The sequence below is a fragment of the Caulobacter sp. ALps2 genome (assembly GCF_058681635.1).
In genome coordinates this window covers 2,009,707-2,032,942 of sequence record NZ_CM178743.1, presented here as the reverse complement: position 1 = coordinate 2,032,942, position 23,236 = coordinate 2,009,707, and the positions used below count along the sequence as shown (strand labels likewise).

Genomic DNA, 23,236 nt, shown 5'->3' with positions numbered 1-23,236 from the left:
TCGTCAGGTAGGCGTCTCATTTCCGAGCGTCAAGGTGGGAGATTGCCCCATCCCTGTTTGGGCGGCGAGCTTGGTGAGAGGGCGAACGCCCTGCTCCACGGGCGCGGGTTCGGCGATTTCCTTGCCCTCGTGGTCGACCGACAACTCCTCGAAACGGCGGGCCTGGGTCAGGACTTGGCTCTCCAGCGAGCCGACGAACTGGTTGTACTTGCCCACCGCGCTCTCCAGCGCCTTGCCCATGGCGCCGGCGTGGGCCCCCATGACCGAGACGCGTTTGTAGAGCTCGCGCCCGACCTCGACGATGCGGGCGGCGTTCTTGGCCTGGTCCTCGGCGCGCCAGCCGTAGGCGACGGCCTTGCAGAGAGCGAACAGGGTGGTGGGCGTCACCAACACGACGCGGCGCTCCATGGCCTCGGTCATCAGGTCGGGCAGACGGTCCAGGGCGGCGGCCAGGAAGCCGTCGCCAGGCACGAACATAGCCACGAAGTCGGGTGAGCCGACGCTGGAGAACTGGTCCCAATAGGCCTTGGACGACAGGCCCTGCATGTGACCGCGCACGCTGGCGGCGTGGCGGACCATGGCCGCCTCGCGCAACGCGTCGTCCGTCGCCTCCTGCGCTTCAAGGAAGGCGTTCAGCGAGCACTTGGCGTCGATCACGAACACGCCCCCGCCCGGCAGGGTGACCTTGACGTCAGGCCGGCGGCGGCCCTCCTCGGTGTCGACGCTGAACTGCTCTTGGAAATCGAAGCGGCTGTTGAGGCCGGCGGCCTCGAGAACGTTACGGAGTGTCTGCTCGCCCCAACGGCCCTGCACCCCGGCCCCGCGACGCAGGGCGGCCGACAGCTTGCGGGCCTCGGCCTGGGTGGCGGTCGAGGCTTCCAGCAGGGCGGCGATCTGGGCCTTGAGGCCGCCGGTCTCCTCGGCGCGGGCCTTCTCGACGGCGGTGACCTGAGCCTCGAACTTGGCGAGCGTCTCGGCCACCGGCTTCAGCTGGGCCTCGAGGCGGGCCTGGGCCAGGTTGTCCCGGCTCTTGGCGTTTTCGTCGGCGCGCTTGATCAGTTGCTCGGCGATAGCGTTGGCGCTCTGGGCGGCCTGGGCCTTGATCAATTCGATCTGGGTGGCGGTCTGGTCTTCCAGCAGGCGGGTGCGTTCCTCGGCCTGGGCGACCTTCTCGTTCAGCATCCAGGCCTGGGCCTCGGCGCGGGCGGCGCGGCGCTGGCTGGCTACCGCCCAAAGAGCGCAGGCGGCGGCCGCGAGGGCGAAGACGATCGTAAGGATCAAGAACGGGTCGGAGAAGTTCATGCTCCGTTCCTACCGGGAGTCGGTCAAGAACGGAAGACGGCCGGGCTCGACGCCCGGCCGTTGTTGATCAATCGTCGCCGTCGGCGAGGTCGGCGATCATGCCGCTGATCGGTTCGCCGCCGAAACCGGTGACGTTGTGGCCACGGTCGACCACGCCGACCTTGGCCGGGTGCGGAGCTTCGGTTTCGACCTCTGGGGTCTGATCCTCAGGAGCGCTCATGGAGATGTCCTCACGCTGACGTCGGACGATGATCGCCGACGTGACCGCTTGAGCTTGCCACCGCTTTCGCGGTCTTGTCAGGGCGCGATTGCTACGGTTCGGAGATTTTCCGTCACGCCGGCCGCCGCGCGCGTAAAGCCTGGGCGATGGTGCCGTCGTCCAGCCAGTCGAGGTCGCCGCCGACCGGGACGCCGCGGGCAAGCATGGTCACCGGGACATTGGTGCGGGTCAGGCGATCGGCGATGTAGTGGGCGGTCGTCTGGCCGTCGACCGTGGCCGGCAGGGCCAGGATCACCTCGGAGACCTCGCCGTCGGCCACGCGGGCCGCCAGCTCGCCAATGCGCAGGGATTCAGGGCCCACGCCGTCCAGCGCCGACAACAGCCCGCCCAGCACGTGGTAGCGGCCCTTGAACGAGCCGCCGCGCTCCATCGCCCAGACCGACCCGACCTCCTCGACCACACACAGCAGCCGCCCGTCGCGGGTGGGGTCGGCGCAGATCGAGCAGGGATCGGTGACGTCCAGCGAGCCGCAGGTCGAGCAGGCGCGGACCTTGGCCTGCGCTTCGGCCATGGCGAGCGCGAGCGGCGCCAGCAGCGTGTCGCGTTTCTTCAGCAGGGCCAGAGCCGCCCTCCGGCCCGAACGCGGTCCCAGACCCGGAAGCTTCGACAGCAGGGCGATCAGGCGCTCGATCTCGGGTCCGGCGGAGGCTCCCACGCTTTTCCTTTCATCCCCTTCAACGGAAAGGGTGGCCTAGAACTTCATGCCCGGCATGCCGCCCATCAGGCCCGCCATCGGACCGGCGGCCTCCTGCATCATCTGGGCCTGCTTGGTGTCGAGCTTCTTCTTGGCGTCGGCGTGGGCGGCGATGATCAGATCGGCGATCACCTCGCCCTCGCCCGGCTGGACCAGGCTTTCGTCCATCAGCACCCGGACGAGTTCGCCGGTGCCCATCAGGGTGACCGTGACCATACCGCCGCCCGACGTGCCGTCGACGGTGCTGACGGCCAGCTGCGCTTGGGCGTCGGCCAGTTTCTGTTGCATGGCCTGGGCCTGCTTCATCAGGCCGCCGAGATCTTTCATCTTAGAACTCCAACTTCAAAACGTGGGCGCTCAGCCCTCTTCCTCATCCGGCTCCAGAGGCGCCGCCTCGGGGGTGAGAAGCTTGCGGATCTCGACGATCTCGGCGCCGGGGAAGGCCGACAGCACCGAGGACACGAAGGGATCCTTCTTGATCTCCTCCAGCGCCTCGCGCTCCTCGCGCTTCTGGCGCTCCATCAGGCTCTCGGCCCCGCCGCCGCCTTCGGCCGCCACCAGCCAGGGCTGGCCGGTGGCCTCCTTCAGGAAGCGGACAAGGCGGCCGGCCAGGTTGCCGGGCGCGCCAGGGGCGGCCTCGAAGGTGATGGCGCCAGGCCGGAAGCTGATCGGGCGGATATATTGCTCGGCGTCCAGGCGCAGACCGATGTCTCGCTTGGCCGCGATCAGGGCCATGACGTCGTCGAACGAGGCCACCACGGGCATGGCTTGGGCGCCCGGCGCGGCCATGGTCATTGGCGCGTGGGCGGTCGCGCCGCCGGCCCCCGAACCACCGCCGACAGAGACGCCGCCGCCCGGGCCACCACCGCCGATCGGCGAACCGTCGCGCAGGGCCTTCAGGGCTTCTTCGGGACCCGGCAGGTCGGCGGCGTAGCACAGGCGGATCAGGGCCATTTCGGCCGCGGCCATGGCGTCGGGGGCGCGGCGCACCTCCTCGTGGGCCTTCAGCAGCATCTGCCACAGGCGCGACAGCGTGCCGGCCGAGGTGTGGGCCCCGATCGCCGCCAGGCGCGCGGCCTGCTCCTTGGGCATCGACAGGGCGTCGGGCCCCAAGGCCTTTGACACCGCCGAGCCGTGACAGTGATCGAGGACATCCAGCATGATCACCGTCGGGTCGGCCCCGAAGCCCCACAGGGCGCGGAAGCCATCCAGGGCGTCCTTGGTCTTGCCGGCCATGACGTTTTCGAACAGGGCGATGGTCTGGCCGCGGTCGGCCAGGCCCAGCATGTCGCGCACGACGGCCGAAGTGACGGTCGCCCCGCGATCGGTCTGGACGATCGCTTGATCAAGAAGCGACAGGCCGTCACGCACCGAACCCTCGGCCGCGCGGGCGATCAGGGCCAGGGCGTCCATCTCGATCCGCGCGCCCTCCTTGGCCGAGATCTTGTCGAAGTGCTTGACCAGCACATCCGGCTCGACCCGGCGCAGGTCGAAGCGCTGGGTGCGCGACAGGATCGTCACCGGCACCTTGCGGATCTCGGTGGTGGCGAAGATGAACTTGGCGTGCGGCGGCGGCTCTTCCAGCGTCTTCAGCAGCGCGTTGAACGCCGCCGTCGACAGCATGTGCACTTCGTCGATGATGTAGACTTTATAGCGGGCTTCGACCGGAGCGTAGCGCACCCCGTCCAGCAGCTCGCGCATCTCGTCGACCTTGGTGCGGCTGGCGGCGTCCAGCTCCAGCACGTCCATGTGCCGGCCTTCGATGATGGCGCGGCAGTGGTAGCCCTCGGTGGTCAGGTCGACCGAGGGCCCCTTGACGGTGTCGGTCTCGTAGTTGAGCGCCCGGGCCAGCAGGCGCGCGGTCGTGGTCTTGCCCACCCCGCGGACGCCGGTGAGCATGAAGGCGTGGGCGATACGGCCGGTGGAGAAGGCGTTGGCCAGGGTGCGGACCATGGCCTCCTGGCCAATCAGGTCCTCGAAGGTGCGCGGGCGGTACTTGCGCGCCAGCACCGTATAGGCGTCGCCGGTCTCGGGCGGCGGGTCCTGGACCACGGGGCGCGCTTCTTCAGCGGCGGCCACGGGTGCGGGCGCCTCGCCAAAGATATCGGCGGTGTTCTCGTCGCGTTCAGCGGGCGCCTCGTCCCACGGCGGCGTGGAATCAGGCGAGAGGTCGTCGTGGTCGGCCATGCGTCCGAGTGTAGTGGCGCGGAGCGCACAGAAAAAGCCTCGCCCCGACCGGAGCGCGCATCCGCTGACGAATTTTAGGGGAAAGAGAGGGTGGAGACCGGACAGCGACCCAGAGGTGATCTCGTTGTGGCTGCTGCCTCTCGGCCCTGACCAGGTTGGCGAGGCTTCCGTCCGCGCCGATCTCCGAGGCCTATATCGCGACTCATCGCGGCGGATGCAAGGCGCATGACGCACATGCGACGTCGTGACGAGCGTTCACGCTCGCGCTAGAGAGTCCGCATGCCTCTGTCGATCATCACCAACACCTTCGCCGGCAACCCCCTGAACCGCGCCAGCGAGCGACGAGGGGACGAATCCTGGCTGGCCGAAAAGCTGGCTGACGCCGAATCCCTGGCCGTGGCGTTGTGGAACGGCAAGCCGCTGGTCGAGGACATCCTGGACGAGGAGGGCCAGCCCGCCGGCGTCCAGATCGCCTATCTGCGCGCCGATCTGGCCCAGGATCTGGCCGGCGGCAACGAGCGGCTGCTGTTCATGGGCCTGTGGAAGGATATCGCGGTCTTCGCCGTCGACGTCGAGGGCGGGGCCGATCCGGCCGAGGGGCCGTTGAAGGGCCTGGGCCGCTTCGAGGAGCTGCGCGGCGTCGCCTCGACCATGCCGCCGGCCGACGCCGGCATCCTGGCGACGGCCAAGTCGATGTTCGAATGGCGCCGCCGCCACCGCTGGTGCGCGGCCTGCGGCCAGAAGTCCGAGGTGAGCGACGGCGGCTGGAAACGCATCTGCCCGTCCTGCGAGACCGAGCACTTCCCGCGCACCGATCCGGTGGTGATCATGCTGGCCGTCCACGAGGGCAAGTGCCTGCTGGGCCGCCAGGCGGCCTGGCCAGCCGGCATGTTCTCGGCCCTGGCCGGCTTCCTCGAACCCGGCGAGACCATCGAGGAGGCGTGCGCCCGCGAGCTGAAGGAAGAGGCTGGCCTAACCGCGACGGCTGTCCGCTACCATTCCAGCCAGCCCTGGCCGTGGCCGTCATCCCTGATGATGGGCCTGATCGCCGAGGTCGACAGCGCCGACGCGGCCCCGGACCAGACCGAGCTGGAAGAGGTCCGCTGGTTCGACAAGGACGAGGCGACCCAGCTGATCAAGGGCGAGCTGGAGGGCGTGTTCTGCCCGCCGTCGCTAGCGATCGCGCACCAGCTGATCAAGGCCTGGGCGGAGGAGTAGGCGACGACCTGCCCCTCCGAGCCTACGGCCCTCCTCCCCCAGAGGGGGAAGAAGGATCACCTTCCGCCCCCGCTGGGGGCGGACGACCTGCGCGGCAGGTCAGGTGGGGGCCTACTGAGCCAGCCGGTTATCTAAACGGCGGCTCGTCGAACGCCCGCAGTTTCCGCGAGTGCAGGTTCGGGCCTTCGGCATGCAGCAGCTTGCAGGCCATGATTCCGATCTGCAGGTGCTGGCTGATCGCGCGTTCGTAGAAGGCGTTGGCCTGGCCGGGCAGCTTGATCTCGCCGTGCAGCGGCTTGTCCGACACGCAGAGCAGCGTCCCGTAGGGCACGCGGAAGCGATAACCCTGGGCCGAGATCGTCGCCGACTCCATGTCGATCGCCACGGCGCGGCTCTGGTTGAAGCGCAGGGCCGAGAGGCTGTGGCGCAGCTCCCAATTGCGGTCGTCGGTGGTTACGACGGTGCCAGTGCGCAGGCGCTTCTTCAACTGGTCGCCGCTGTCGCCGCTGATCGCCTTGGCCGCGTCGTAGAGCGCGCGCTGGACCTCGGCGATCGACGGCACCGGGATCTCGGGCGGCAGCACGGCGTCCAACACGTGATCGTCGCGCAGATAGGCGTGGGCCAGCACGTAGTCGCCGATGGTCTGGGTGTCGCGCAGGCCGCCGCAGTGGCCGATCATCAGCCAGGCCTGAGGACGCAGCACCGCCAGGTGGTCGCAGATCGTCTTGGCGTTGGACGGGCCGACGCCGATGTTTAGCAGGGTCACGCCCGAGCCGCCCGGCGCCATCAGGTGGTAGGCCGGCATCTGGTGCTTGCGCCAGGTGGATTCCGCCACCGCCAGTTCCGGATTGGCCGTGTTGGCGGTGATGGTCAGCCCGCCCGAGCACGACAGGGCCGTGTAGGGGCTGTCGGGCGCCTTCAGCTGCTCGATGCCCCACCGAACGAACTCGTCGACATAACGATGGTAGTTCGTGAACAGGATGAACTGCTGCACGTCCTCGGCCGGGGCGCCGGTGTAGTGCTTCAGGCGCGCCAGCGAGAAGTCGGTGCGCAGGCCGTCGAACAGCGACAGCGGGCGCGTCTCCTCCAGGGCCGGGTTCCAGACCCCGTCGGCGATCTCGTCGCCGATGAAGGCCAGGTCCGTGGTCGGGAAGAAGCGGGCGATGTCCTCGCTGCGCACGTCGGCCTGGTTCAGGTCGATCGTGGCGTCCAGAACGTAGGGATAAGGGATCTCCTGGCGCGAACGCTCGACCTCGATCTCGACCTCGAAGTCGTCCATCAAGAGGCTCAGCTGTTCAACCAGATAGTCCTTGAACTGGGCCGGCTTGGTCACGGTCGTGGAATAGACGCCCGGACGGCTGACACGGGCGTACGAACGGGCCAGCTTGGGCGGCAGGGCCTCGGGATCGTAGGTCAGACGCAGCTCGGGATAGGCGAACGTCCCGTCGAACCGCGTCTGCGGATCGGGGCGGGTTCCATTTTCGAGATAGGCGCGCAGGGCGGTCCGCAGAGCGTCGACGGCGCGTTCGTATTCGTCATTGAGCCGCTCAACGACGGCGATTGCTTTTTCTTGGTTTGACATGGCGCCTTATAACGACGTTTCGCGACATTGGCGAGACGTCGGCCCCGCCAAAAGGGAATGATTTATTACTTATTCAAGGTGAGGAAGCCGCTCGGCCTTCCGTCTCTACAGACTGAGCCTGTTTATCCGGCTTGGCCCGGGCCAACCCGGGTCGCGCCAGCTCTAGGGCATGGACGAACCCGCTCGGGTCGGCCACAAGGGCTGAAATGCTCAAGGAAGGAGCGAATGGCGGCGCGGGCGTTCTCGTGCGTCGTTCCTTCCGACAACCAGAATACGCCGTCGACGCCCGCCAATGACCTTGGTGGGGGGCGCCAGGGGGACTGAATGAACAAACGCTTCGCCTTTCTGATCGTCGGGGCCATGGTCCTGGGCGTCGCCACGGGTTGGGCCTGTAACCAGTTTCTGGACCCGGCGCAGGCCGCCGAGGCCTCCAAGTGGTTCAAGCTGGGCACCGACCTCTTCCTGCGCCTGATCAAGATGATCATCGCCCCGCTGGTGCTGACCACCCTGATCGCCGGCATCGCCCACATGGAGGACGCCGCCTCGGTCGGCCGGATCGGCGTAAAGACCATGGGCTGGTTCATCAGCGCCTCGGCCGTGTCGCTGCTGCTGGGCCTGCTGATGGTCCACCTGCTGCAGCCAGGCGCGGGCCTCGTCTTGACCGACGCCGCCTCGACCGCCGCCGCGCCGGCCGCCTCGACGGAAGGCTTCACGCTTCAGACCTTCATCACCCACCTGGTGCCGACCTCGATCTTCGACGCCCTGGCCAAGAACGAGATCCTGCAGATCGTCGTCTTCAGCCTGTTCGTCGGCACGGCCGTGGCCTCGCTGGACAACAAGGCCCCGCAGATCATGGAGCTGGCCGAGCAAGGCGCCCAGATCATGCTGAAGGTCACCAGCTTCGTGATGAAGCTGGCGCCGCTGGCGATCTTCTGCGCCCTGGCCTCGTCCATCGCCACGCAAGGCATCTCGATGCTGGCCGTCTACGGCAAGTTCGTGCTGGGTTTCTACGCCACCATGGGCGTGCTGTGGGCGCTGCTGTTCGTCGCCGCCTTCCTGGTGATCGGCAAGCGCGTGTTCCCGCTGTTTGGCGTGATCCGCGAGCCGGCCCTGCTGGCCTTCTCGACCGCCTCGTCGGAAGCCGCCTATCCGCGCATCCTGGACGGCCTGCCCAAGATCGGCGTGCGCCGCCGCATCGTCTCGTTCGTGCTGCCTCTGGGCTACTCGTTCAACCTCGACGGCTCGATGCTGTACTGCACCTTCGCCACCATGTTCATCCTGCAGGCGCACGGCGTGCACCTGTCGATCCAGCAGCAGATCTTCATGCTGGCCCTGCTGATGGTGACCTCGAAGGGCATCGCCGGCATCCCGCGCGCCTCGCTGGTGGTGATCATGGCCACCCTCACCCACTTCGGCATGCCCGACGCCTGGATCGCCCTGGTCCTGGGCGTCGATCACCTGCTGGACATGGGCCGCAGCGCCACCAACGTCGTCGGCAACAGCGTCGCCGCCGCGGTGGTCGCCAAGTGGGAGGGCGAGCTGGACGACATCCAGCCCGACGAGGCCGAGCCAGCCAAGGCCTAAAACCTTCCCCGGCAGGCTTTTCGATGCGGCCCGCTTCCTCTGGAGGCGGGCCGTTTTCATGTACAGTTTCAAATGTACAGTAAAAACTTGACTTCGCCCAGGAGAGGCCCAATCTCTTGAACCGAGGGACCTTTTAGGACGACCACGCCATGAGCAAGCTCACCCGTATCACGCGCGCCGCGCTGATCGGGCTCGCCGTCGCTGGATTTGGCGCCTCGGCCGCTTCGGCGGCCCAAGGCGACACCAAGCCAGCCAAGCCGCCCCGCCAATGCTTCTATCTGTCCGACTGGCGCGGCTGGACCGCGCCGGACAAGAACACCCTGTATCTGAAGGTCCGCAATCGCGAGGTCTATCGGGTCGACCTGTCGTACGGCTCCAACCAGCTGACCTGGCCGGGCAGCCACCTGGTTTCGGTGGTGCGCGGCACCGACAGCATCTGCCAGCCGCTGGACCTGGACCTGCGTGTGTCGGACGGCATGGGCTTCGCCATACCGATCCGCGCCAAGAGCATCACCAAGCTGACGCCGGAAGAGATCAAGGCGATCCCGAAAAAGTACCAGCCGTAAGCTGGACCACGCCTTCGGAAACCAGAACCGGCCGCGCCTTACAGCGCGGCCGTTTTCGTGTCAGGACGCCGCCGCGTTCAGCAGGGCCACGATCATGGTGTTGGCGGGGGTGGCGATCCCGTGCGCCGCGCCCTTGCGGACAATGACGCCGTTGCGGGCGTCCAGCTCCATCGGCCGGCCAGCGGCCCGGTCGGCGTGCAGGGAGTTCATCGACTCCGGCGCCTGGCCGCGATAGCCGGCGACCACCGCGTCCGGCAGGTCGTCGGACAGATCCGCGCCCTCGGCGCGCCCCACCGCCACGCATTCCCGCACCAGGGCCCGCATGACCTCGGCGGCGCCCTCGTTCTGAGCGACGACGGCCGTCTTCAGGGTCAGGGCGTTGACCGCGCCGGCGCAGTTGAGGGCCAGCTTCTTCCAGGCCTCGGTGACGAAGTCGTCGACCACGTCGATCTGGATGGGCGTATGGGCGAACAGGGCCGCGAAAGCCTGGCCAGCGTCACCCGCCGGGACCTTGATCCAGCCATTGCGCCGCTGCAGCATCCGCCCCGGCGCCGAGCGCTCGGCCGGGATGTCGACCACCGCCGGGAGCAGGTTCTCGGCCACGACCTTGCCCGCGAACGGGACGGTGTGCTCGACGCCGTTGCGCAGGATGGCCACGCGGGTCTCCGGCCCGACCAGCGCCGCCAGCCAGGCCATCGTGCCGTCGGTGTCGTAGGTCTTGGTGGCGACCAGGACCCAGTCGACGGCGAGGAGCCCCTCGGGCGACGTCGCCACGCGCGGGCTGGCGCTGATCGGCCCCTCGGGGGTCTCGATCGCCAGGGTCTCGAACGGCGTGCGGACGCAGACCGTCACCGCATGGTCGGGATTCTGGGCCAGCCAGGCGGCCGTCGTGCCGCCCACGGCGCCCGGGCCGATCACCGCGATGCTGGTCATGCTGAAGCTCCATACGACGCAGGCCTCTGATAGGGCTGGATCACGACGGGTTCTAGCGCTTTCGGACACTGGCCTCGGGCGTGACGAAGCTGCCCTGCAGGGGGATGGAGCACGGCGTCCGCCCCAGGCGCAGCTCGCCTTGCCGATCCTTCGACTTTCGCCCGCCGCCGAACTTGACCGAGCAGTTGAGCAGACGGAAATAGGCCGCGCCGCCCGGGGTCACGGCGCCCGGCTGCCGATCGCCATAGGACCGGCCCGACGGCCCCGCCGCCGCCAGTTCGTCGTAATAGGCGCGCTTGCCCGGGTCCATCGGCGCGTCGTAGCTGGGTGTCCCGGGCGTCAGGCGACCCAGCTTCTCGGCGCAGGCCTCGCGCGCTTCCCGCGTCACCGCCCGTGAGCAGCCGGCGCTGGCCCGCAAGGCGGCGCGCAGAGTGTCGGGGACAGCCGAGCTGGCCGGCGCGGGAATCGTGGCGACACCGGCGGGCGCCGCGAGAGGGGCCACGGGCGCGACCGTGGAAGGCGCGGGCAGGGCCACGCGCCGCGTAGGCCGAGACGTCGAGGGCCTCGCCAGCGCTGGGTCAGGCGCTATCGGCTGAAACAGCTCCACCGACATCAGCGACAGATCCGGCCCGGTCGCGAAAAAGGTCGGCTCGGTGGGCAAGGCCAGCCAGACCAGCACGGCCGTGTGCAGCGCCAGCGAAACCGCCGCGATCAAGACCCGCCGCCGCCGTCGAAAGACCCCCATCGCCCCCGCCCCAACCCGAGGCCGCGATAACGTCGTTCAGTTGTGTCCGAAGCGGGGCCGCGCCAAGGCGACGATCAGGCGCCTGAAAACGACGAAGGGCGAGACCTCGCGGCCCCGCCCCTCACCACGCCCCTCGTGGAGGCTTATTGCGCCGGCGTCAGGTCCGAGCGCTTCTTCATCATCTCGTCGAAACTGGTCCAGACGCCTTCCGAACCGTGCCACTGACCCTTGGTCGCGGCCTTCGAGTACTCGGTCGCGCGAGCCTCGAAGAAGTTGGCGTGCTCCACGCCCGACAGCAGCGATTGCAGCCAGGGCAGCGGGTTTTCCTTCACGCCGTACACTTCCGGCAGGTGCAGCTGGCGCAGGCGCCAGTCGGCGATGAAGCGGATGTACTGCTTGATGTCGTCGGGCGTCATGCCCTGGATGTCACCGGCCTCGAAGGCCAGGTCGATGAAGTTGTCCTCCATGCCGACCACGGTCTTGCAGCAGTCGACGATGTCGTCGGCCACGGCCTTGGTCACCGCGCCCGTCTCCTTGTTGAAGGCGTGGTAAAGCTTGATGATGCCGTCGCAGTGCAGGCTCTCGTCGCGGATCGACCACGAGACGATCTGGCCCATGCCCTTCATCTTGTTGAAGCGCGGGAAGTTCATCAGCATGGCGAACGAGGCGAACAGCTGCAGGCCTTCGGTGAAGCCGCCGAACATCGCCAGGGTGCGGCAGATGTCGGCGTTCGAGTCGACGCCGAAGGTCTGCATGTAGTCGTGCTTGGCCTTCATGGCCTCGTATTCCATGAACGCCGAGAACTCGGTCTCGGGCATGCCGATGGTCTCGAGCAGCAGGGCGTAGGCCGCGATATGGATCGTCTCCATGTTCGCGAACGAGGCCAGCATCATCTTCACTTCGGTCGGTTTGAACACCCGGCCGTAGCGCTCCATGTAGTTGTCCTGCACCTCGACGTCCGACTGCGTGAAGAAGCGGAAGATCTGCGTCAGCAGGTTCCGTTCCTTGTCGTTCAGCTTGACGGCCCAGTCCTTGAGGTCCTCGCCCAGCGGCACCTCTTCCGGCATCCAGTGGACCTGCTGCTGCTTCTTCCAGAAGTCGTAGGCCCACGGATAGCGGAACGGCTTGTAGCCGCCCGAGGGGGTCATCAGGCCGGGCAGGATGAGCGACGACGGAGCGGACATGCGGAGCCTCGGAGCAGAATCGTCGAACAGACGCTAAGTTGACTCACCCTATCAAAGCGACGGCTGCCATCTAGTGGTCGTGACGTCGCACCCACACAAGATGTTGTGAGTAGGGTGTGGATAATTCGGGAGTCGATGATGACCGCCTACCGTCTGTTCAGCGCTCTGGGCTCGGGCGGCGTGCCCGTCGAAGCCGCTATGTCCTTGATCGGCCTGCCCTATGAGATCGTCGAGGCCCCCACCTGGGAGGGCGAAGCCGAACAGGCCAAGGTCGCCACGGTCAACCCGCTGAAACAGATCCCGGCCCTGGTCACCCCCGACGGCGAGACCATCACCGAGAGCGCGGCCATCCTGATCTGGCTGGCGGACAAGTTTCCGGAAGCGCGCCTGGGACCGACGATCGACGACCCGATGCGGGCTCGGTTCCTGCGCTGGATGACCTTCATCCCGGCCTCGATCTATTCGCTGTTCTGGGTGCGGGATGATCCGTCGCGCCTGGGCGGGTCCGATCCCAAGGTCGGGGCGCGGATCAAAGCCGCCACCGCGGAACGGATCATCGACTGCTGGGCGATGATGGAGAGCCAGCTGACGCCGGGGCGGTATCTGCTGGGCGACGAGCTTACGGTGCTGGACCTCTACGTCACGGTCGTCAGCCGCTGGGGCCCTCGGCGGGTGCGGTTCTACGACGTGGCGCCGAGGATGGCGGAGGTCGTGCGGCGCGTCGACGCTGACCCGCGCCTGACGGAGTTCTGGGAGAAGCGGTTCCCGTTCTTCGACGGGTGGGAAAGGCTGGGGCAGCAGGGATAGCCGCTTCCATTGGCCACAACAGGATAGTTGTCCTGGTTAGTCGCGCGTCTTCACGACTCGGGTTCTAATTCGAGCTTCTAGCCTCGGGGACGGACGATATCGATGGATTGGGGCAGCGTGCCCGACTGGCTTGGCGTCGTCATCGGCCTGGTTAGCCTAGCCGCAGGTGGTAGTGCCGTTGCTTCGTGGGCCGCCAAGCGCGATCCAGAACAGAAAAGGCTATTCGTAACAGCGGAGCGCATCCCTGGGCTGAAGGGCATTATGCGGGTCAAGGTTCGCTACATTGCCGACGATCTGGACGCTCCGGTATGGGTGCAGGTTTCCAGCAGTCAGGTTTATGTGATCCCTGAAAGGGCGCTCGCAGATCCAGTTTCCGATACGAATCTCAAGAACGTCCTGAAGCAGCAGTACGATCGTTTGTCGCTGCAACTTCGACATTCCGGCGGATCTGAGTCGCGCGAGTTTACTGGTTCGTTCCTCGCTCCATGGTACGGATTTTCACACGCACCTAAGCTGTCGTTCGAGTTCCAACAGCCGAAGGGACACCCTCGTCTACGAGCGACCAAGCGCCTTGGTCCGGTTAAGTAAGGCGGCAACGGCTAAGACGCTCTGCAAATCGCGTTGGTTTTGAACGTCTACCTCGGCCGCCACTTGACGCCCGACCACCGGTCGGTGCGATCCTTAAATCTCTTGGAGGCTGCAGCGTGCAGGGCTGATCAGGTCAGTCCGCCGACACCGCCTCCGGCGGCCGCGCGCGGCGGCGCGGAGCGTCGTCCTTGAGTGACCTGATCAGCCCTGCGATCGTCTCGCCGTGAGATGTAAGGAGGGCTCCTTCTCCGGGGAGAAGGATTTCCACCCAACGCAAACTACACCCGCCATCCCGCGCTTCATGCGCGGGCCCCATCCGTCCGCCGCACGAGCGGAGCAGGAACGGCCCCTCACATGAAGGCTGAACCATGGGTCCCGCGCATAAAGCGCGGGATGACGAAATTGGGGTATGACCTTGCCAATACCAGGCCCCCGCGTCGCCCCCGCGCATCATTCTTCCCCCCTAGCTCTTTACCCAGCCCAGCTTCGCCGCTAGAAGCACCCCCGATGCAATTCGCCGTGACCCCAATTATTACCCGCAAAACGACCCGCTTCGGTGGGGCGGCGGGTATGCGCGCGATCTAAGCGGCATCCTCGAACCAGCCCCGCCGATGGCGCGGGGCGGCTCTCTCTCAACGAGATCTGACAGCTCCCCGCGCTCCTAGTCACCAGGAGACGCCTTTCATGAGCTTCAAGTTTTCCCGATCCAATCCGCCGCGCGTCGGCGTCGTCGGCGCCACCGGTCTGGTCGGCGGCATGATGCGCGAGCTGCTGGCCGAGCGGGACTTCCCGCTTAGCGAGCTGCGCCTGTTCGCCTCGGCCCGCTCGGCCGGGACCAAGGTCGACTTCAAGGGGACCGCGGTCGTCGTCGAGGACGCTTCCACCGCCGACTTCGCCGGGCTGGACATCGTGTTCTTCTCGGCCGGCGGCGACACCTCGCGCGAACTGGCGCCCAAGGCCGCCGCGGCCGGGGCCGTGGTGATCGACAACAGCTCGGCCTGGCGCTCGGACCCGGACGTGCCGCTGGTGGTGGCCGAGGTCAATCCGCATGCGCTGGCGAACATCCCCAAGGGCATCGTCGCCAACCCCAACTGCACCACCATGGCCGCCATGCCGGTGCTCAAGCCCCTGCACGATCGCGCTGGATTGAAGCGCCTGACCGTCAGCACCTACCAGGCCGCCTCGGGCGGCGGGGTCGAGGGCATCCAGGTGCTGTCCGAGCAGCTGCGCGCCGGCGCGACCGGCGACCTGGACGGCCTGGCGATGTCGCCCGACGCCGCCCCGCTGCCGGAAGCCCGCAAGTGGGCCGTGCCGCTGGCCTACAATGTCGTGCCGCTGAACTACGTCGTGGGCGAGGACGGCTATACGGAGGAAGAGCTGAAGCTGCGCGACGAGAGCCGCAAGATCCTGGAGCTCCCCGGCCTGCCGGTCAGCGGCACCTGCGTGCGGGTGCCGGTGTTCACCGGCCACTCGCTGTCGATCAACGCCGAGTTCGAGCGCCCGCTGTCGGTGGCCGAGGCCACGGCGCTGCTGGGCGCCGCGCCGGGCGTGGTGGTCGAGGCCGTGCCGAACCCGCTGGCCGCCACCGGCCAGGACCCGGTGTTCGTCGGCCGCATCCGTCCGGACCCGACCGTCGAGCATGGCCTGGCCCTGTTCGTGGTCGGCGACAACCTGCGTAAGGGCGCGGCGCTGAACGCGGTGCAGATCGCCGAAGTGATGCTGGACGCCTAGGGTCCGCAAGGGGCGGGCGGCTAGACCGCTCGCCCCATCGGCCAATCGACATCGACCTCCGCCGCCAGGAAGTCGATGAAGGCCCGCACCCGCGCGGGCAGCGGGCCGGCGTGGCCGACATAGACGGCGCTGACCGTCTCCAGCTCGCCGGAATTGAAGTCGTCCAGCACTGGAACCAGTCTGCCGGCCCGGATGTGGTCGACGATGTGGAAGATGCCCAGCTTGGTGATCCCCTGCCCGGCCAGGGCCAGGTGGGTGGCGCTCTCGCCGTCGCCGACCAGCGACCGGCCGTGAGCCGGATAGCACACCCGCTCGCCGCCGATCAGAAACGGCCACTCGTCGCACTGGCGCGAGAAGTTGAAGGTGATCAGGTCGTGGTCGGCCAGCTCATCCGGATGCCGAGGAGTCCCCCGCCGCGCCAGATAGGCGGGCGAGGCGACCAGGACCGTGCGGCTGTCGCCCAGCTTCCTGGCCACCAGCTGCGAGGGCCGCATCGGCCCCACCCGGATCGCCACCTCGGCGCGCTCGTCCAGCAGGTCGATCACCTGGTCGGTCAGGGTCACGTCGACCTGGACCTCGGGGTAGAGCGCCGAGAACTTCGGGACCAGGGGAAACAGGTGATGCAGACCGAACGGCACGTTGGCGTTGATCCGCAGCCGGCCGCGCGGCACGGCGCAAGCGGCGACCGAACGCTCGGCCTCGTCCAGGTCGGCCAGCACCCGCAGGGACCGCTCGTGAAAGGTCAGGCCCTCGGCCGTCAGCTGCAGCTTACGCGTCGAGCGCACCACCAGGCGCGAGCCCAGGCGGGCCTCCAGCCGCGCCACCAGCTTGCTGACCGCCGACGGGGTCATCGACATCGCCTTGGCGGCGGACGTGAAGCCGCCCTCCTCGACGACGCGCGCGAAGACTTCCATCTCCCCCGACCGGTTGATGTCCGAGCGCGCCATCATGCCCTCAAGTCACAAGTGAAGTTCCTGACCGCAATCTAATTCATCGAACGGAAAGGCGCCATCTGAGGGTCCGAACCAAACCGGAGCCGGCTGTCATGCCCCTCGCCCTCTATGCCCTGACCGTCGGCGCCTTCGGCATCGGCGTCACCGAGTTCATCATCATGGGCCTGCTGATGCAGGTCTCCGCCGATCTCGGCGTCTCGATCCCCGCCGCCGGCCTCTTGATGACCGGTTACGCCCTGGGCGTCTTCGTCGGCGCGCCCATCCTGACCTTGGCCACCCGCCGCCTACCCCGCAAGACCACCCTGCTCGTGCTGATGGCGATCTTCACCCTGGGCAACATCCTGGCCGCCATCGCCCCGACCTATGGGATCCTGATGGGCGCGCGCCTGGTCACGGCCTTGGCGCACGGCACCTTCTTCGGCGTCGGTTCGCTGGTCGCCGTCTCCCTCGTCCCGCCCGAGCGCAAGGCCTCGGCCATCGCCATCATGTTCACCGGCCTGACCATCGCCACCCTGCTGGGCGTGCCGTTCGGCGCCTGGCTGGGCCTGGCCTTCGGCTGGCGGATGGCCTTCTGGGCCGTGGCCGGCGTCGGCGCCCTGGCCTTCGTCGTCCTGGCCGCCCTGGTCCCCGCCGCCCAGGAGAAGGTCGAACCCGCGCCCCTGCGCGAGGAGTTCGCCGTCCTGGCCCGTCCGCAGGTGCAGCTGGGTCTGGCCATGACCGTGCTGGGCTTCGGCGGCGTGTTCGCGGTGTTCACCTATATCCAGCCGATCCTGATGGAGCTGGCCGGGTTCTCGAAAGAGGCCGTCTCGCCGATCCTGCTGGTGTTCGGCGCGGGCCTGGTGGCCGGCAACCTGGTCGGCGGCCGCTGGGCCGACAAGGGGCTGAACGCGGCCCTGGTCGGGACCCTGGTGGCGCTGACCCTGGTCATGGGCGGTTCGGCCCTCGCCTTCCACAGCCAGATGGGCGCGGTGATCGCCGCCTTCCTGCTGGGCGCGGCCGCCTTCGCCACCGTCGCGCCCTTGCAGATGCGCGTGCTGAGCCAGGCCGGCGGCGCGGGCCAGGGTCTGGCGTCCAGCCTGAACATCGCCGCCTTCAACCTCGGCAACGCCTTCGGCGCCTGGCTGGGCGGGGTGGTGATCGCCCACGGCCCCGGCCTCTCGGCCGTGCCCCTGATCGCCGCCGCCGTGCCGCTGTCGGCCCTGGTCCTGGCCTTCTTCAGCCTGTCGCTCGAACGCCGCGCGCCCGCCCTCGCTTAGGAGAAACCCCGATGGAATATCGCACGCTGGGCCGTTCTGGTCTGAAGGTCCCCGCCCTGTCGTTCGGGGCCGGCACGTTCGGCGGCCAGGGCCCGCTGTTCTCGGCCTGGGGCGACACCGACGTCGCCGGCGCTCGCCGCATCGTCGACATCGCGCTCGAGGCCGGCATGACCCTGTTCGACAGCGCCGACGTCTATTCGAACGGCGCGTCCGAGGAGATCCTGGGCGCCGCCCTCGAAGGCCGCCGCGACCAGGCGCTGATCTCGACTAAGCTGGGTCTCAACGGCGGGACTTCGCGCCATCGCCTGATCCCCGGTGTCGAGGCCGCCCTGAAGCGCCTGAAGACCGACCGTATCGACCTCCTGCAACTGCACGCCTTCGACGGGACGACGCCGGTCGAGGAGACGCTGTCGGCGCTCGACGACCTCGTCCGCGCCGGCAAGGTTCTGTACGTCGGCGCCTCGAACTTCTCCGGCTGGGAGCTGATGAAGTCCCTGGCCGCCGCCGACCGTGACGGCCGGCCGCGCTATGTCGCCCACCAGGCCTACTATTCGCTGGTCGGCCGCGACTACGAGTGGGAGCTGATGCCGCTGGGGGCCGACCAGGGCGTCGGGGCCATGGTCTGGAGCCCGCTGGGCTGGGGCCGCCTGACGGGCAAGATCCGTCGCGGCCAGCCGTTGCCCGAGACCAGCCGCCTGCACGACACCGCCGACGCCGGCCCGCCGGTGGACAATGAGCGCCTCTACCGCGTGGTCGACGCCTTGGACGCGGTCGCCGCCGAGACCGAGAAGACCGTGCCCCAAGTGGCCATCAACTGGCTGCTCCAGCGCCCCACGGTGTCCAGCGTCATCATCGGCGCCCGCACCGAGGACCAACTGCGCCAGAACCTGGGCGCGGTCGGCTGGAACCTGACGCCGGAGCAAGTCGCGCGCCTGGATGCGGCCAGCGCCGTGACCCCGGCCTATCCCTACTATCCGTACTGGCGCGAGGGCGGCTTCAAGCAGCTCAATCCGCCGCTGGTTTAGTCCCTGCCCAGCACCCGGCGCAGGAAGGCGGTCATCTCGGCCTCGCGCCGGGCGTCGGGCTTGGCTTCCAGCACCCCGCGCCGCCCCTCGGGGATGTGTTCGGCCGGGTCGCCATTGGCGTGGAAGACATAGTGCTCGAAGAAGGCCCGCCAGGCGTTGCGCCGCTTGGCGGGCAGCCGGCGCACGTTGCGCAGGGCGTGGACGAAGGCGTCGAACGGCTGGCCCGCCATCCCATTGGCCGCCATGTCCGCCGGCTCCCACCAATAGTTGACCAGCATGTTCAGCGGCCCGGTCGCCTGGACGTGGTGCCACCACAGGGTCGGGATGTAGATCGCGTCACCCGGCTCGAGATCGGCGATCAGGGCGCTCTCCAGGGCCTGCGCGAACTTCGGAAAGCGCTCCAGATTCGGGTTATCCAGCGACACCAGGCTGACCGGCCGACCGGCCGGGGTGAAGTCCAGCGGGCCGATATAGAGGTTGCCGACCTGGTCGGGCGGAAACAGCGTGAAGCGCCGCTGGCCGCTGACCACCACGGCGAGGTTGTCGGACATGTCGTGGTGGGTCTGGATGATCGAGGCGTTGCCCAGCCACAGACGCGGCGCGATCGCCTCGTCCAGCAGGTCGAGGGCATTGGCCTTCTCGAAGCCCGGCAGGATGGGCGCGATCGGGGTCGAGCCCACATAGATCGCCGGCGGTTCTGGGTGGTCGGCCAGCCGCAGCAGCTCGTCCAACACCGGCTTCAGCGGGGCCGGGCGACGGTCGAAGTTCATGCCCCGGCCGGTCTCGTCATAGAAGAACCGACCGCCGATCGCTGGCGCGCCCAGCATGGCCTCGACGGTCGCGCCCTTGTCGAAGCGCTTCAGATAGTCGGCCAGAGCCTGGGGCGACGTGCGCGCGGCCCGCACCGCCGGCCAGTCTCGCGCCACGCCGCGCAACACGGTGGGCTGGTAGAGCGGCGTCAGATCACGAGCGAAGGTCTCGGCGTCGATCTCGAAGATCTCTGACGGCCGACCAGGGGAGGGCATGGAGGACGCGGACTTTTCGGGAAGGGGTGAGCGGCGGCACGCTAGGGTGCGAAATCGGCGGTCGCGTTACCGAACGTTGCGGGGTCGCAAAGAACGGCCGATCCGCCTCGCCAAACGCCGGAATGCTGATAAGCACGGCCTTATGCTGACCGATCCGTTCTTCTACGCGGTGGCGATCCCCGCGGTGATCCTGCTGGGCCTGGCCAAGGGCGGGTTCGCCGGAATCGGCGTGGTGGCCGTGCCGCTGCTGGCCCTGGCGGTCTCGCCGGTCATGGCCGCCTCCATCACCCTGCCGATCCTGCTGGTCCAGGACGTGGTCAGCGTCTGGGCCTTCCGGAAGAGCTGGGACAAGGGCCTGCTGATCCTGATGCTGCCGGCCGCGGCGGTTGGCGTCTTCCTGGGCTGGGCCCTGGCCGCCTTCGTCGAGGAGGCCGCCGTCGAGCTGGCCGTGGGCGCGATCTCGGTCGCCTTCGCCCTGCAGCGCCTGTGGGCCGAGCGCGCGGTCAAGGCCGCGGCGCAGGTGGAAGCCGGCCCCGCGCGGCCGTGGCTGGGCGCCCTGTGCGGCGCGGCGGCCGGCTTCACCAGCCAGATCGCCCACGCCGGCGGCCCGCCCTTCCAGATCTACGTCCTGCCCCGCCGCCTGGCGCGCGACACGTTCATCGGCACCAGCGCCATCTTCTTCGCGGTCGTGAACTGGATGAAGGTCCCGGCCTATGTCGCCCTGGGCCAGTTCACGCCCAAGGTGCTGGCCACCGCCGGGGTGCTGCTGCCCTTGGCCATCGCCTCGACCTGGGCCGGCGTCTGGCTGGTGCGCCGCGTGCCGGCCGAGGGCTTCTACAAGGTCATCTACGTTCTGCTGGTGGCGGTCGGCGGCAAGCTGGTCTTCGACGGCGCGCGCGCACTGTTCTTCTGAGTCGCTTTTCCGCGTGCCTTTTTTCCTTCAAGCGTGTCGCCAAGGCCCTTTCGCCGCCACGATGATCACCGCTTATATGTCACGGAACGAACCTAGGGTTCGGACGTAGATGCCATACGAATGGGCGGGCCATGACTGCGAGCACCACCACGACCGAGGTCGTCGCCGTTGAAAAGCCGGCGACGCATTATCCCACGCCCGGCGCCAAGTGCGCCGACCTGGTGGTGCACTTGGCCGGCCTGGCCTGCGCCCTGCTGGGCGGCGGCATCCTGCTGGGCCTGGCCTTCGGCCTGGGCGACCTGAAGCAGGTGGCCGCGATCAGCGTCTACACCGTTGGCCTCATCTTGATGCTGTCGCTGTCGACCGCCTACAACTTCGCCAAGGCCCGCTGGCGGCCGCTGCTGCGCCGCTTCGACCACGCCGGCATCTTCGTGATGATCGCCGCCTCGTACACGCCCTTCACCACCCAGAACCTGACCGGCTGGTGGGCCATCGGCATGACCACGGCCGTGTGGACCGTGGCCGCCGTCGGCGTCGCGGCCAAGCTCTTCCTGCCGGGCCTGGACAAGCGTTTCTGGGTCGGGCTGTACCTGGCGCTGGGCTGGCTCGTCCTGGTCGCCATCAAGCCGATGATCGACGGCCTTTCGTGGGTGGCCCTGCTGCTGCTGGCCATCGGCGGCCTCGTCTATTCCACCGGAACCATCTTCTACCTGATGCGTCGCCTGAAGTTCCGCCGCGCCATCTGGCACGGCCACGTGATTGGCGGCGCCGGCCTGCACTACGCGGCCGTCCTGGTGGGCGTGGTGCTGGCCAGCACGCACTAGAGGCCAACCTTGGACAAGGATCCCGCCGGCAAGATCAGCCTTCAGGGCTTCTTCAAGGATTGGAAGACCGCCGATCCGCTGCGGGGCAAGCGCCTGCCCGCCCCGCCGTCCGAGCGGCACGTCCAGGCGGCCGGCTTTCCCGGTGTGCGCCTTTCGGTCGATCAGGCCGACGACGCCCTGAAGAGCGCGGCCGACCGCCTGGCCCCGCTGCGCTCGCTGATCGGCCGCGACGAGTTCAACATCCTGGCCCTGTCCGGCGGCGCGGCCGGCGGCGCCTATGGCGCGGGCGTGCTGACAGGCCTGTCCAAGGCTGGCCGGCGGCCAGACTTCGCCATCGTCACCGGGGTCAGCACCGGGGCCCTGATCGCCCCACTGGCCTTCCTGGGGTCGGCCTGGGATGACCGCCTGACCGAGGCCTATGTCGGTGGCCACGCCACCGAGCTGCTCAGTCTGCGCCGCCTGGCCCCGGCCCTCGGCCCTAGCATCTTCAAGGGCGAGTCACTGGACGCCCTGGTCGAGACCTTCGTCGACCAGGAGATGGTCGAGGCCGTCGCCGTCGAGCACGCCAAGGGCCGGCGCCTGTTGATCGCCACCACCAATCTCGACAGCCAGCGCGCCGTGGTCTGGGACATGGGCGAGATCGCCACCCATGGCGGCGCCGACGCCCTGAAGCTATTCCGCACCCTGCTGGTCGCGTCCTCGTCGGTGCCGGGCATATTCCCGCCCAAGCTGGTCGAGGTCGAGGTCGACGGCCAGGCCTACCAGGAGATGCACGTCGACGGCGGCGTGGCCGCGCCGCTGTTCCTGATGCCCGACGCCCTGCTCCACTGGCGCAATCTGGGGCCCCGCTTCCGGCGCGGCCGGGTGCACGTGATCGTCAATACGGTGCTGGATCCCTCGACCCAATCGACCCCGCCGGGCGTGGCCTCGATCATGGCGCGCAGCTTCGACACCATGCTGCGGTTCTCGTACCGCCAGGCGCTGAGCCTGGCCGCCGGCTTCTGCTCGCGTCACAACCTGCCGCTCAGCGTGGCCTCGATCCCCAACAGCTTCGAGGGCACCAACCTCTTGAAGTTCGAGACCGACCTGATGCGCCGCATCTACGACGCGGGTCACGATCACGCCCTGGACGGTTCGGTGTGGACCAGCGCGGTCGAGGAGCAGAGCCTGTGGCGCGGCCTGTTCCGCAAGCAGGTCCCGTCGATCTCGTCCGGCACCGGCGTCATCGTCCGCGACGAACCCGGCCCGGTCGGCGTCGAGGCGCCGCTGGAGCCATAGGGGCAAGGTCGCTCTTGGGGTGGTGAACGGCCTTCAATCGACTAAAGTTCTCCAATGCGCACATACCTTGGCTCGTGTCATTGCAAGGCCGTGAAGTTCGAGGTTGATGCTGAAATCGACTATGTACGTGTCTGCGATTGTTCTATTTGCTCAATGCGCGGAGGACTGATGTTCCGCGTTCAGAGCAACGCGGTACGGCATCTCACGCCGCTAGCCGATTTGACTCCGTATCGCTGGGGCTCGTGCACCGCCACGGACTATTTTTGCCCGATCTGCGGGATCCTCCCATTTCGGAAACCGAGCCATCCAACACGCGCTGAGCAAGCGGCTGGAATGGCCGCGTTCGACGGATGGGCGATCAACACACGCTGTCTTGAAGGCTTTTCCCCCGAGGCCGTGACTGTCGTTCCGATATTCGGGCGACGGCTCGGCCTAGAGACCGACTAGATCGAAAGCCGACCCGCGGTCAGGTCGATCCTCAAATCTCTTGGAGTCCGCGGCGTGCGGGGCGCGGTGGGAGAGCTCCCGCCGCCATGAGGCTTTCCCAGTGAGCAAAGTCGC

24 protein-coding genes, 1 other RNA gene and 1 pseudogene are annotated in these 23,236 nt (G+C 68.0%); 12 read left to right on the top strand and 14 right to left on the bottom strand.

Annotated features, from left to right (window positions below; all coding sequences use genetic code 11):
* Positions 1 to 3: 3 nt before the first annotated feature.
* The 6 genes from ACW173_RS09740 to ffs form a co-directional block, all read right to left on the bottom strand.
* Positions 4 to 1,302, bottom strand: coding sequence for a DNA recombination protein RmuC (locus ACW173_RS09740; protein WP_492084940.1), 1,299 nt, complete (start codon positions 1,300 to 1,302; stop codon positions 4 to 6).
* A 67-nt stretch (positions 1,303 to 1,369) separates the two neighbouring features.
* Positions 1,370 to 1,522 carry a hypothetical protein gene (locus ACW173_RS09735; protein WP_492084938.1) on the bottom strand — a complete coding sequence of 51 codons (153 nt, stop codon included), beginning with the start codon at positions 1,520 to 1,522 and terminating at the stop codon, positions 1,370 to 1,372.
* A 112-nt stretch (positions 1,523 to 1,634) separates the two neighbouring features.
* A complete protein-coding gene (gene recR / locus ACW173_RS09730; protein ID WP_492084936.1) occupies positions 1,635 to 2,237 on the bottom strand; it encodes a recombination mediator RecR in 603 nt (200 codons plus the stop codon).
* 36 nt (positions 2,238 to 2,273) lie between these two features.
* The gene (locus tag ACW173_RS09725) at positions 2,274 to 2,603 is read right to left on the bottom strand and encodes a YbaB/EbfC family nucleoid-associated protein (protein WP_492084935.1); all 330 of its coding nucleotides are present in this window, start codon (positions 2,601 to 2,603) and stop codon (positions 2,274 to 2,276) included.
* 30 nt (positions 2,604 to 2,633) lie between these two features.
* Positions 2,634 to 4,463: a DNA polymerase III subunit gamma/tau gene (locus tag ACW173_RS09720; RefSeq protein ID WP_492084933.1), complete on the bottom strand. Its 1,830-nt coding sequence runs from the start codon at positions 4,461 to 4,463 to the stop codon at positions 2,634 to 2,636.
* A gap of 88 nt (positions 4,464 to 4,551) precedes the next feature.
* Positions 4,552 to 4,649, bottom strand: an RNA gene (gene ffs, locus ACW173_RS09715) — signal recognition particle sRNA small type.
* 93 nt (positions 4,650 to 4,742) lie between these two features.
* On the opposite strand from ffs, the gene nudC reads away from it, so the two are divergent.
* The gene (gene nudC, locus ACW173_RS09710; protein ID WP_492084931.1) at positions 4,743 to 5,681 is read left to right on the top strand and encodes an NAD(+) diphosphatase; all 939 of its coding nucleotides are present in this window, start codon (positions 4,743 to 4,745) and stop codon (positions 5,679 to 5,681) included.
* Between the two features lie 127 nt (positions 5,682 to 5,808).
* Here the strand turns inward: nudC and ACW173_RS09705 are convergent, their stop codons facing one another.
* Positions 5,809 to 7,263, bottom strand: coding sequence for an AMP nucleosidase (locus tag ACW173_RS09705; protein ID WP_492084930.1), 1,455 nt, complete (start codon positions 7,261 to 7,263; stop codon positions 5,809 to 5,811).
* 324 nt (positions 7,264 to 7,587) lie between these two features.
* Here ACW173_RS09705 and ACW173_RS09700 point away from each other — a divergent pair, with 324 nt between their 5' ends.
* Positions 7,588 to 8,847, top strand: coding sequence for a dicarboxylate/amino acid:cation symporter (locus ACW173_RS09700; protein ID WP_492084928.1), 1,260 nt, complete (start codon positions 7,588 to 7,590; stop codon positions 8,845 to 8,847).
* A 149-nt stretch (positions 8,848 to 8,996) separates the two neighbouring features.
* Positions 8,997 to 9,413: a DUF6491 family protein gene (locus ACW173_RS09695; protein ID WP_492084926.1), complete on the top strand. Its 417-nt coding sequence runs from the start codon at positions 8,997 to 8,999 to the stop codon at positions 9,411 to 9,413.
* 60 nt (positions 9,414 to 9,473) lie between these two features.
* On the opposite strand, the gene ACW173_RS09690 is transcribed toward ACW173_RS09695, so the two are convergent.
* The 3 genes from ACW173_RS09690 to ACW173_RS09680 form a co-directional block, all read right to left on the bottom strand.
* Complete coding sequence (locus tag ACW173_RS09690; protein WP_492084924.1) at positions 9,474 to 10,346, bottom strand: 2-dehydropantoate 2-reductase; 873 nt, start codon at positions 10,344 to 10,346, stop codon at positions 9,474 to 9,476.
* A gap of 52 nt (positions 10,347 to 10,398) precedes the next feature.
* Complete coding sequence (locus tag ACW173_RS09685) at positions 10,399 to 11,061, bottom strand: hypothetical protein (protein WP_492084923.1); 663 nt, start codon at positions 11,059 to 11,061, stop codon at positions 10,399 to 10,401.
* Between the two features lie 173 nt (positions 11,062 to 11,234).
* Positions 11,235 to 12,275, bottom strand: coding sequence for a ribonucleotide-diphosphate reductase subunit beta (locus ACW173_RS09680; RefSeq protein WP_492084921.1), 1,041 nt, complete (start codon positions 12,273 to 12,275; stop codon positions 11,235 to 11,237).
* A gap of 138 nt (positions 12,276 to 12,413) precedes the next feature.
* On the opposite strand from ACW173_RS09680, the gene ACW173_RS09675 reads away from it, so the two are divergent.
* A complete protein-coding gene (locus tag ACW173_RS09675; RefSeq protein WP_492084919.1) occupies positions 12,414 to 13,082 on the top strand; it encodes a glutathione S-transferase family protein in 669 nt (222 codons plus the stop codon).
* Between the two features lie 102 nt (positions 13,083 to 13,184).
* Positions 13,185 to 13,670, top strand: a complete 486-nt coding sequence (locus ACW173_RS09670) for a hypothetical protein (RefSeq protein WP_492084918.1) — start codon at positions 13,185 to 13,187, stop codon at positions 13,668 to 13,670.
* Between the two features lie 128 nt (positions 13,671 to 13,798).
* Here ACW173_RS09670 and ACW173_RS09665 read toward each other — a convergent pair whose 3' ends face one another.
* Entirely contained in the window at positions 13,799 to 13,900 is a 102-nt protein-coding gene (locus ACW173_RS09665) for a hypothetical protein (protein ID WP_492085967.1), read from the bottom strand.
* Positions 13,901 to 13,953: 53 nt separating this feature from the next.
* A pseudogene (locus tag ACW173_RS09660) lies at positions 13,954 to 14,040 on the bottom strand (hypothetical protein); the annotation flags it as partial.
* Between the two features lie 314 nt (positions 14,041 to 14,354).
* Here ACW173_RS09660 and ACW173_RS09655 point away from each other — a divergent pair.
* On the top strand, positions 14,355 to 15,401 hold the full coding sequence (locus ACW173_RS09655; protein WP_492084916.1) for an aspartate-semialdehyde dehydrogenase: 1,047 nt from the start codon (positions 14,355 to 14,357) through the stop codon (positions 15,399 to 15,401).
* A 20-nt stretch (positions 15,402 to 15,421) separates the two neighbouring features.
* Here ACW173_RS09655 and ACW173_RS09650 read toward each other — a convergent pair whose 3' ends face one another.
* Positions 15,422 to 16,348, bottom strand: coding sequence for a LysR family transcriptional regulator (locus ACW173_RS09650; RefSeq protein ID WP_492084914.1), 927 nt, complete (start codon positions 16,346 to 16,348; stop codon positions 15,422 to 15,424).
* Positions 16,349 to 16,446: 98 nt separating this feature from the next.
* Between ACW173_RS09650 and ACW173_RS09645 the strand changes: the two genes are divergently transcribed.
* Positions 16,447 to 17,610 carry an MFS transporter gene (locus ACW173_RS09645; RefSeq protein WP_492084912.1) on the top strand — a complete coding sequence of 388 codons (1,164 nt, stop codon included), beginning with the start codon at positions 16,447 to 16,449 and terminating at the stop codon, positions 17,608 to 17,610.
* Positions 17,611 to 17,621: 11 nt separating this feature from the next.
* Entirely contained in the window at positions 17,622 to 18,635 is a 1,014-nt protein-coding gene (locus ACW173_RS09640) for an aldo/keto reductase (RefSeq protein ID WP_492084910.1), read from the top strand.
* Here ACW173_RS09640 and ACW173_RS09635 read toward each other — a convergent pair.
* Positions 18,632 to 19,660 (bottom strand): cupin-like domain-containing protein, encoded by a 1,029-nt coding sequence (locus ACW173_RS09635; protein ID WP_492084909.1) that lies wholly within the window; start codon positions 19,658 to 19,660, stop codon positions 18,632 to 18,634. The two genes, ACW173_RS09640 and ACW173_RS09635, sit on opposite strands and share 4 nt — an antisense overlap.
* 142 nt (positions 19,661 to 19,802) lie before the next feature.
* On the opposite strand from ACW173_RS09635, the gene ACW173_RS09630 reads away from it, so the two are divergent.
* The 4 genes from ACW173_RS09630 to ACW173_RS09615 all read left to right on the top strand — a co-directional run bounded on the left by ACW173_RS09630 (position 19,803) and on the right by ACW173_RS09615 (position 23,122).
* Positions 19,803 to 20,573: a sulfite exporter TauE/SafE family protein gene (locus tag ACW173_RS09630; RefSeq protein WP_492084907.1), complete on the top strand. Its 771-nt coding sequence runs from the start codon at positions 19,803 to 19,805 to the stop codon at positions 20,571 to 20,573.
* 131 nt (positions 20,574 to 20,704) lie between these two features.
* Positions 20,705 to 21,397: a PAQR family membrane homeostasis protein TrhA gene (trhA, locus tag ACW173_RS09625; protein ID WP_492084906.1), complete on the top strand. Its 693-nt coding sequence runs from the start codon at positions 20,705 to 20,707 to the stop codon at positions 21,395 to 21,397.
* Between the two features lie 9 nt (positions 21,398 to 21,406).
* Positions 21,407 to 22,675 carry a patatin-like phospholipase family protein gene (locus ACW173_RS09620; RefSeq protein ID WP_492084904.1) on the top strand — a complete coding sequence of 423 codons (1,269 nt, stop codon included), beginning with the start codon at positions 21,407 to 21,409 and terminating at the stop codon, positions 22,673 to 22,675.
* 54 nt (positions 22,676 to 22,729) lie between these two features.
* The gene (locus tag ACW173_RS09615) at positions 22,730 to 23,122 is read left to right on the top strand and encodes a GFA family protein (protein WP_492084903.1); all 393 of its coding nucleotides are present in this window, start codon (positions 22,730 to 22,732) and stop codon (positions 23,120 to 23,122) included.
* Positions 23,123 to 23,236: the final 114 nt, after the last annotated feature.

Excerpts from the sequence above, each read along its gene's own strand:
- ACW173_RS09740 (WP_492084940.1), bottom strand. The coding sequence starts at position 1,302 with ATGAACTTCTCCGACCCGTTCTTGATCCTTACGATCGTCTTCGCCCTC.
- ACW173_RS09735 (WP_492084938.1), bottom strand. The coding sequence starts at position 1,522 with ATGAGCGCTCCTGAGGATCAGACCCCAGAGGTCGAAACCGAAGCTCCG.
- ACW173_RS09725 (WP_492084935.1), bottom strand. The coding sequence starts at position 2,603 with ATGAAAGATCTCGGCGGCCTGATGAAGCAGGCCCAGGCCATGCAACAG.
- ACW173_RS09720 (WP_492084933.1), bottom strand. The coding sequence starts at position 4,463 with ATGGCCGACCACGACGACCTCTCGCCTGATTCCACGCCGCCGTGGGAC.
- nudC (WP_492084931.1), top strand. The coding sequence starts at position 4,743 with ATGCCTCTGTCGATCATCACCAACACCTTCGCCGGCAACCCCCTGAAC.
- ACW173_RS09705 (WP_492084930.1), bottom strand. The coding sequence starts at position 7,263 with ATGTCAAACCAAGAAAAAGCAATCGCCGTCGTTGAGCGGCTCAATGAC.
- ACW173_RS09700 (WP_492084928.1), top strand. The coding sequence starts at position 7,588 with ATGAACAAACGCTTCGCCTTTCTGATCGTCGGGGCCATGGTCCTGGGC.
- ACW173_RS09695 (WP_492084926.1), top strand. The coding sequence starts at position 8,997 with ATGAGCAAGCTCACCCGTATCACGCGCGCCGCGCTGATCGGGCTCGCC.
- ACW173_RS09690 (WP_492084924.1), bottom strand. The coding sequence starts at position 10,346 with ATGACCAGCATCGCGGTGATCGGCCCGGGCGCCGTGGGCGGCACGACG.
- ACW173_RS09680 (WP_492084921.1), bottom strand. The coding sequence starts at position 12,275 with ATGTCCGCTCCGTCGTCGCTCATCCTGCCCGGCCTGATGACCCCCTCG.
- ACW173_RS09675 (WP_492084919.1), top strand. The coding sequence starts at position 12,414 with ATGACCGCCTACCGTCTGTTCAGCGCTCTGGGCTCGGGCGGCGTGCCC.
- ACW173_RS09670 (WP_492084918.1), top strand. The coding sequence starts at position 13,185 with ATGGATTGGGGCAGCGTGCCCGACTGGCTTGGCGTCGTCATCGGCCTG.
- ACW173_RS09655 (WP_492084916.1), top strand. The coding sequence starts at position 14,355 with ATGAGCTTCAAGTTTTCCCGATCCAATCCGCCGCGCGTCGGCGTCGTC.
- ACW173_RS09650 (WP_492084914.1), bottom strand. The coding sequence starts at position 16,348 with ATGGCGCGCTCGGACATCAACCGGTCGGGGGAGATGGAAGTCTTCGCG.
- ACW173_RS09645 (WP_492084912.1), top strand. The coding sequence starts at position 16,447 with ATGCCCCTCGCCCTCTATGCCCTGACCGTCGGCGCCTTCGGCATCGGC.
- ACW173_RS09640 (WP_492084910.1), top strand. The coding sequence starts at position 17,622 with ATGGAATATCGCACGCTGGGCCGTTCTGGTCTGAAGGTCCCCGCCCTG.
- ACW173_RS09635 (WP_492084909.1), bottom strand. The coding sequence starts at position 19,660 with ATGCCCTCCCCTGGTCGGCCGTCAGAGATCTTCGAGATCGACGCCGAG.
- ACW173_RS09630 (WP_492084907.1), top strand. The coding sequence starts at position 19,803 with ATGCTGACCGATCCGTTCTTCTACGCGGTGGCGATCCCCGCGGTGATC.
- trhA (WP_492084906.1), top strand. The coding sequence starts at position 20,705 with ATGACTGCGAGCACCACCACGACCGAGGTCGTCGCCGTTGAAAAGCCG.
- ACW173_RS09615 (WP_492084903.1), top strand. The coding sequence starts at position 22,730 with ATGCGCACATACCTTGGCTCGTGTCATTGCAAGGCCGTGAAGTTCGAG.